Raw genomic sequence first — 7,500 nt, 5'->3', positions numbered from 1 at the left:
GCGTTTGAGGCGCGGGGTCTGGGGCGGAGCCCCAGGGGGTCCGGGCGCAGCCCGGAGCTCCTCCTCCAGCCCGTCCGGCGTTTGACCGGGGTCCGGGCAGCGCCCGGGGAACGGTGGAAGGGCGGGTAGGGGAACTCCGCCCGCGCAGCGGAATGGGTCGAGGCAGGGGCTCCGCCCCGCGCAGCGGCAAGGGGGGTGTGGTGGCGCCGCCTCGGGCAGTGGTGAGGGGGGTGGCCGGGGGCTTTGCCTCGCGCAGCGGTGCGGGTTGCTGCGGGGGCTTCGCCTCGGGGCGTGGCGAGTGGGGGCTGCGGGGGCTCCGCCCCGTGCAGCGGGGTGGGGGCGGAGTAGGGTGCGGGGGTCGGTGGGTCGTTGGGGCTGCCGGGGTGGGAGGAGCTGGCATGGCGGGTTGGACGGCTGGCCGGATTCCGGATCAGAGTGGGCGCGCTGCCGTCGTCACCGGAGGCAACAGCGGGATCGGCTACGCCGCCGCCAGGGAACTCGCACGCCGCGGCGCCTCGGTGGTGCTGGCCTGCCGGAGCGCCGCCCGGGGGCGGGCCGCGGAGGTCGCGCTGCGGGGGGAAGTGCCCGGTGCCGAGGTGGAGTTCATGGAGCTCGACCTCGCCGATCTGGGCTCCGTGCGGGAGTTCGCAGCCGCGTACGGGCGGCGGAGCGGCACCCTTGATCTCCTCGTGAACAACGCCGGTGTGATGGCGCTGCCTTACGGCCGCACCGCCGACGGGTTCGAGACGCAGTTCGGGGTCAACCACCTCGGGCACTTCGCCCTCACCGGACTCCTGCTGCCCCGGCTGCTCGACGCCCCGCCCGGCGCGCGGATCGTCAACCTCTCCAGCAGCTTCCACGTCCTGGGGGACGTGGCCCACGACGACCTGAACAGCGAGCGGGACTACCGCCGTTGGATCGCCTACGGACGCTCCAAGAGCGCGAACCTGCTCTTCACCCACGAGCTCGCCCGCCGCCTTGCGGCCGCCGGTTCCGGGATCGTCGCGGCCGCGGCCCACCCCGGCTACGCCGCGACCAACCTGCACGTGGGGGCGACCCCGCAGGCGGGTACCACCTTCACCTCGCGGTTCACCGCCGCCGCCACCGCACTCGGGAACGCGATCGGCAACACCGTCATCGCCCAGTCCGCCGCCTCCGGCGCGCTGCCCACCCTGTACGCGGCCACCGCGCCCGGGGTCCGGTCCGACGAGTTCATCGGGCCGCGGCTCGGCTGGCGCGGTGCGCCCGTCCGTTCCCGGCGGGCGAAATGGACCCTGGACGACAAGTCCGGCGAACGGCTCTGGGGTGCCTCCGAAAAGCTCACCGGAGTCTCGTACACATCTCTATCGCGCTGAATCCCCGGCGGCTAACTTGCTACTCGCCAGTCACTTCAGGCTGAGTTCGGAGTTCTGAGCTCGGAGTTCCGAGTTGCGTCACGCCGCATCCCCTGGGAGAGCCATGCGCAGATCCGCCCTGCCCGTGCCCTTGTTGTTCCCGATGCTCGTCGCCCTGGCCGCGGCCCTCGCCGCGGCGCTCGTCGCCACCCTGCTCACCGCCCCGACGGCGCGGGCCGCGGCCGCCGTGGACGGTACCGTCCGGGCGGAGCGGCGTACGCCGGTCGTTCTCGTCCACGGTTTCGGGGACACCGCGGCCTCCCTCGACGGGCTGGAGGACCATCTGCACGCGCAGGGGTGGCTGTCGAGCGACCTCGCCGAATTCGGCTACGACTGGGCCGCCACCAACGACGCCAACGCCGCCCGCTTCGGCGCCTTCCTCACCGAACGGTTCGGCAGCCGCCCCGTCGACGTGGTCGCGCACAGCATGGGCTCGCTGCTGACGCGCAAGTACCTGAAGGACGGCGGGAGTTCGCGGGTCCGGGCCTGGGTCTCGCTCGGCGGGCCCAACCACGGGGCGGGGGACGCGGCGCCCTGCGGCCCCTTCGCCACCTTCTGCGACATCCACGCCGCCTCGCTCGCCGACATGACCCCCGGCAGCCCCTTCCTGAACTCCCTCAACGCGGGCGACGAAACCCCGGGCGCCACCCGCTACACCACCATCAGCTCCACCTGCGACCAGCAGATCCCGCCCGGCGACAGCCGCGCCCCGCGCTCCACCGAGCTGGCGGGAGCCGTCAACCACGTGCTGCCGGTGGGGGACAGCGGCTGCCCCTCGCACTACGGGCTGCTCGGCAACGACTGGGTGCGCCGGCAGATCGTCGCCGAGTTCTCCAAGGACCCGGTGAGTGAAGTGGAGCTGAAGACGGGGCCGTTCAGGATCACCGTCGACTCGGCCCGGTTCACCTCCACCGGCGAGAGCGGGCCCGAGCTCTACGACGGCCTCACCCTCACCACCGAGGGGACCGCCCGCTCCCTCTGGCACCGCGACCGGTCCGGCGCCACCGCCTTCCCGGACCACGACCCGTGGTTCGGGCTCGACGATCCTGCCCGGAGCCAGGTCTTCAGCGGCCGGGCGACCGTCACCGCCTACCTCACCGACGCCGACTACAGTGCCGGGAACAACGACGACGTGATGGCCGCCGGCCGCGTCCACTGGGATCCGGCGCTCGGCTTCGGCCGGTTCACCGCCCGGATGTCCGGTGTGGACGGCGGCGAGGTCTCCGTCACCTACACCGTCACCCCGGTGCAGGGCGTTCCCGCCTGCCGGGTCCGCGTGGACCAGGCGGAGCTGACCTACTTCGACGACGGCACGACCCGCCCCGCGCTCTACGGGGACATTGCGGTCCGGACCGGCGACGGTGCGCGCACCGCCGTGTGGTCGCGCTCCGGCTCCGACCCGTCGACCTTCCCCAACCAGGGCAACCGCACCGACCCGGACCCGTACTTCTACCAGCGCGTCGGCTCGGGGACCACGTACGGACCCGGACCGTTCGAGATCGGCGTCTTCCTCTGGGACTACGACGCCTCCTCGGCCGACGACCTGGTCGCCCGGGGCACCATGGCCTGGGATCCGTACACCGACCGGCCGGGGACCCGTACGAGCGAGTTCCGCGGGGACGACGGCGGGCACGTGAAGGTCACCTGGACCGTTCTCTGCCCCTGATCCGGCGGGGGTCCGGACGGGGGGACGGGCGATGGTCCGGGTGACGGTCCGGACGGGGGCGCGCCCCGATATGAGCCCGTCCGCCCCCGTCTGCCTCCGGGCGCCCCGTCCGGGCCCTGACCAGGCCGCCCCGTCGGCACCCACACTCGGCGGCATGGACGACGACGCAACGGACAACCACCTACGTACCACCGGCCCGCACGCCGAGGAGCACAGCGAAGACCGCTCCGAGGACCGCGCCGGGGACCATGCCGTGGTCCTCGGCGCGGGCATGGCCGGACTGCTGGCCGCGCGCGTGCTCGCGATGCGGTTCTCCCGGGTCACCGTGCTCGAGCGGGACGAACTGCCGCAGGAAGGGCCGGTGTTCAGAGCCGGTATACCCCAGTCCCGGCACACGCACGTCCTGTGGGCGCGGGGCGTGGAGCTGATCGAGCTGATGCTGCCGGGCATCACCGGCAAGCTGCTGGCCGCGGGGGCGACCCTCCTCGACACGCCGCGCGACTTCCTCTGGCTGAGCCCCGCCGACTGGTTCGGGCCGGTGCCGGGAGCCAGGGTGCTCCTCGCGAGCAGGGAGCTGCTCGACTCGACGGTGCGCCGGGAGGTACTGCGCAACCCCCGGGTGCGGATCCGGGGCGGTGCGACGGCCGCCGGACTCGTCGCCGGGCCGGACGGCCGCACGGTGACCGGTGTGCGGCTGCGCGACGGCGAGCGGCTGGCCGCACGCCTGGTCGTCGATGCGACCGGCCGTACCTCGAAGGCGCCCGCCTGGCTCACCGAGATCGGCCACCCGGCGCCCGCGGTCACCCGCTACGACTCCCATCTCGGGTACACCAGCCGCTACTTCGCGATCCCGGACGATCCTGCCCGCAGTTGGCAGGGCGTGTACGTCCAGGGCCGGCCGGACCTGCCGCGCGGCGGGGTGCTGATGCCGCTGGAGGGCAACCGCTGGCTGGTGACCCTCGTCGGGAACGGCGAACATGCCCCGCCCGTCCGGGAGGAGGAGTTCCTGCCCTTCGCGCGGAGCCTGCGCAGCCCGGCCCTGTACGACGCCATCCGGGACGCGATCCCGCTGTCCGCGCCCACCGCCTTCCGGAACACGGCGAACGAATGGCGCCACTACGAGCGCCTGGAGCGCTGGCCGGCCGGCTTCCTGGTCCTCGGCGACGCCAACTGCCGTTTCAACCCCGTGTACGGGCACGGGATGACGGTCGCCGCGCTCGCCGCGGAGGCCCTGGCCAAGGAGATCCGCACCCTGGACCCGGAGCGGATCGCCGCGGCCTCCCGCCGGATCCAGCGCCGGACCGGTGCGGTGGCCGCCGTCCCCTGGCAGATCGCCACCAGCGAGGACCTGCGGTACGCGGTGACGGAGGGGCCGCCGCCGGACCGGGCCACGCGGATCCTGCAGCGCTACATGTCCCGGGTGATGGCGGGAGCCAACGTCGACCGGACGATCGCCGCCCGCTTCTTCGGGGTGCTGTCGCTGACCCGCCCGCCGGGCACCCTTTTGGACCCCGTCACGATGGTCCGCGTCCTGTCCAAGCGGCACCTCCCGGCCGATCCGGACACCACCGCCTACCCGCCGCACCACCGCGCACCCGCGGAGCGGGGGGCACGCCGCACCGCCTGAGCGGCCCGGGCCGCATGGGCCGCCTAGGATCCTCCCGTGATCGCCGAGATGCAGTGCGTGGTGCTGGACTGTCCCGACCCGGCGGCACTGGCCGGGTTCTACCAGTGCCTCACGGGCGGTGAGGTCAACCGTCCCGACCGGCGCTGGGCGACCGATGAGACCTGGGCGACCCTGCACCTGCCGGCCGGTGCGGTCCTCGCCTTCCAGTACGCCGAGGACCACCGGCCGCCCCGCTGGCCGGACCCGGCCCGGCCCCAGCAGCTCCACCTGGACTTCGCCGTCGCGGACCTGGAGGCGGCCCACGCGCAGGTGCTGGCCTGCGGCGGCACCCTGCTGGACGGGGACCGGGAGGGCGAGGGCTGGCGGGTCTACGCCGATCCGGCCGGGCACCCGTTCTGCCTGGTGCGCCACTGACCGGCGGCCCCCGCCGACCCCCTGCTGCCGTTCGGCTCCGTCAGGTCACTTCGACGGGGTGAGCTGTACCGTCGTCAGGGCCCCGCCCGCGGCCTCCTTCACCACCGTGAGCCGGGTCCCGGTGTCCGGGACCTTGACCCCGAGCTGCGGCAGCTGCGCGTTCCAGTACGTCCCGTGGCGGTCGTCGAAGACGGGTACGCCGCTGCGGGCCGGGATCACGGTCGGGACGCCCGCCTTGTGCAGGACGATGCGGTCGCTCCTCCCGAGGGAGAAGGGGGCGTCGAAGGTCTGCGCACGCGCGTTGAGCAGGGTGCCGTCCGTGTGGGTCAGCGGCTCCGGGCGGGAGTCGACGGGCAGCAGCATGCCGCCGCCGGGGTGCGCCTTGGTGGTGTTGTCGCTGTACGCGGTGTCCCAGAGCCAGACCAGCACGCCCTGCTGGTACGGGTAGAACTCCACCTTGTCGCCCGTGAAGCCGAAGTTGTACGGGCCCGTCCGCAGCAGGCTGCCGTAGCCGGTGTAGCGGCGGTTCTCCACGAAGTACGCCCGCGGGTGCTGCTCGCTGCCCGTACGGCCCTCCGTACGGGACCACTTGACCGCGGTCCAGCCGTTCGCGCCCTGCTCCGCGCCGTCGCGCAGCAGCACCCGGCCGTCGTCGCCCGCCGTGACGCGGATGTCGTCGAAGGTGACGCCCTTGCCGTGCGTATTGCTGTCGGAGGTGACCCGAAGCCTCAACTGGACCCGCTTGCCGTCGAAGTGGGTCAGTGGGATCGAGAGCTGCGTCCAGCCCGCGGAGGTGCCGGAGATGCCCTTCGCCCCGATCGGCGCCGCGTCCACCGTGCCCGGCAGCGCCGTCCAGGCGGCTCCGCCGTCCGTGGAGGCCTCCACCGTCAGGTAGTCGAAGTCCTGCTCGATGTCGTACCAGACCCGCGCGTCCAGGCGGGCCGGTGTCCCGGCGGCGATCCCCGAGAGGTCCACGGTCCGCGACAGGGTGTTGTCCATGAAGTCGCCGGTGCCGCTCCACCACTGGCTGCCGCCCTCGTACGGGTCGGCCAGCTCGGTCGTGGTCACCGACGGCGGCAGGTGCACCAACAGGGCCTGCGGGTCCTCGGTGTTGTAGCCGGACACCCCGAGCGTGGCCCGCGTGGTGCGGCCCGCATCGGCCTCCGTGTACTGGAGCCAGCCCAGTTGCAGCTTGCTCCAGGGGTCGAGGTCGCCCGGGAACTCGCCCGTGGAATTGCGGCCCTTGCCCAGGTAGGACGCCGAGGACATCAGCGACCAGAAGTTGACGCTGTTGTCCCCGTCCGAGCTGTACAGGTCCGGCAGGCCCAGGTCGTGCCCGAACTCGTGCGCGAAGAGGCCCGCGCCGCTGTTCTCCCCGCCGGTCAGGTAGTCCCCGGCCCAGATGCCGGTGTCGCCGACGGGGGTGCCGCCCGCCTTGTTGCCGGCCGGGCCCGCGCTGCCGGCCTGGTTCCAGTAGGCGAACCAGCGGTGCGCCCACACGGCGTCCTTGCCCTGCGTGCCGCCGCCCCAGGTGCCGTCCTTGCCCGCGTGGACGACGACGAGGTGGTCGAGGTAGCCGTCCGGCTCGTCGAAGTTGCCGTCGTGGTCGGCGTCGTAGCGGTCCCACACGTCGTACTCGGCGAGCTGCGCCTTGATCTGTTCGGCCGTACGGCCCTTCGCGCGTTCGGAGCGGTACCAGGAATCGGTGGCGTCCCGGATCATGTCCCAGTTGCTCCGGCACTGGCCGGACTCGGAGCAGTTGTCGGTGCCGTAACGGGCTTCGTTCCAGGGGAGTTTGACCCAGTCGGTCACCATGCCGTCCATGTCGTACCGGCCGGAGGACTGGAGCCGGTAGTAGGAGCGCAGGGACGCCGACTGCGGGTCGGTGGAGAAGAACTGCTTCTGGTAGAAGGACCGGTCGAAGTCCTTGCGCCACAGGGTGTGGTTGTCGTCCGCGGCCGGCTTGCCGATCGTGTTGTGCGCCGGGCCCGGGGTGCCGCCGAAGCGCGGCTTTCCCTCGAACTCCGTGGTGTTGTCGACCTGGTCGCCGAACTCGGCCAGGATCACGAAGACCTTGTCCTTGCGCTCCTGGGCCAGCTCGACGTACCGCTTGCCGATCTTGGCCTGGCGCGGGAGCCTGCCGTCGGCCCCTGCGCGCAGGCCGTCGGGGCGGCCCGCGGCCACCTCTTCGAGGGCCTGGCGGCGCAGGGCCTGCCGCTGGAGTTCGAGGGGGGCGGGCGGCGGAGCGGCCCGGTCGGGCTGCTGCCCGGCGGGCGCCGGCGCCGGGGTCGGGGGTGCGGTGGCGGCGAGCGCGGGGGCGGCGAGGAGGGCGAGTGATATCGCCGCTCCCACCGCAGCGAGTCTGCGCAAGATGGCTGGCCTTTCTGGGAGTTCCGGTC

General features: G+C 73.1%; 5 protein-coding genes. 4 read left to right on the top strand and 1 reads right to left on the bottom strand.

What is annotated here, in order from left to right; all coding sequences use genetic code 11:
* The first annotated feature begins 398 nt into the window (after positions 1 to 398).
* The 4 genes from ACFWNV_RS20755 to ACFWNV_RS20740 all read left to right on the top strand — a co-directional run bounded on the left by ACFWNV_RS20755 (position 399) and on the right by ACFWNV_RS20740 (position 5,101).
* A complete protein-coding gene (locus ACFWNV_RS20755) occupies positions 399 to 1,355 on the top strand; it encodes an oxidoreductase (protein ID WP_383948911.1) in 957 nt (318 codons plus the stop codon).
* Between the two features lie 103 nt (positions 1,356 to 1,458).
* The gene (locus tag ACFWNV_RS20750; RefSeq protein WP_383948908.1) at positions 1,459 to 3,060 is read left to right on the top strand and encodes an esterase/lipase family protein; all 1,602 of its coding nucleotides are present in this window, start codon (positions 1,459 to 1,461) and stop codon (positions 3,058 to 3,060) included.
* Positions 3,061 to 3,214: 154 nt separating this feature from the next.
* Positions 3,215 to 4,687, top strand: a complete 1,473-nt coding sequence (locus ACFWNV_RS20745; RefSeq protein ID WP_383948905.1) for an FAD-dependent oxidoreductase — start codon at positions 3,215 to 3,217, stop codon at positions 4,685 to 4,687.
* 36 nt (positions 4,688 to 4,723) lie between these two features.
* Positions 4,724 to 5,101, top strand: a complete 378-nt coding sequence (locus ACFWNV_RS20740; protein ID WP_383948902.1) for a VOC family protein — start codon at positions 4,724 to 4,726, stop codon at positions 5,099 to 5,101.
* 45 nt (positions 5,102 to 5,146) lie between these two features.
* Here ACFWNV_RS20740 and ACFWNV_RS20735 read toward each other — a convergent pair whose 3' ends face one another.
* Positions 5,147 to 7,453: an immune inhibitor A domain-containing protein gene (locus ACFWNV_RS20735; protein WP_383948900.1), complete on the bottom strand. Its 2,307-nt coding sequence runs from the start codon at positions 7,451 to 7,453 to the stop codon at positions 5,147 to 5,149.
* Positions 7,454 to 7,500: the final 47 nt, after the last annotated feature.

Origin of the sequence: Streptomyces sp. NPDC058401 (assembly GCF_042722885.1) — a bacterium.
GTDB lineage: Bacteria > Actinomycetota > Actinomycetes > Streptomycetales > Streptomycetaceae > Streptomyces.
The sequence above is the reverse complement of the archived record's forward strand: the minus strand, read 5'-3'. Positions and strand labels throughout refer to the sequence as shown.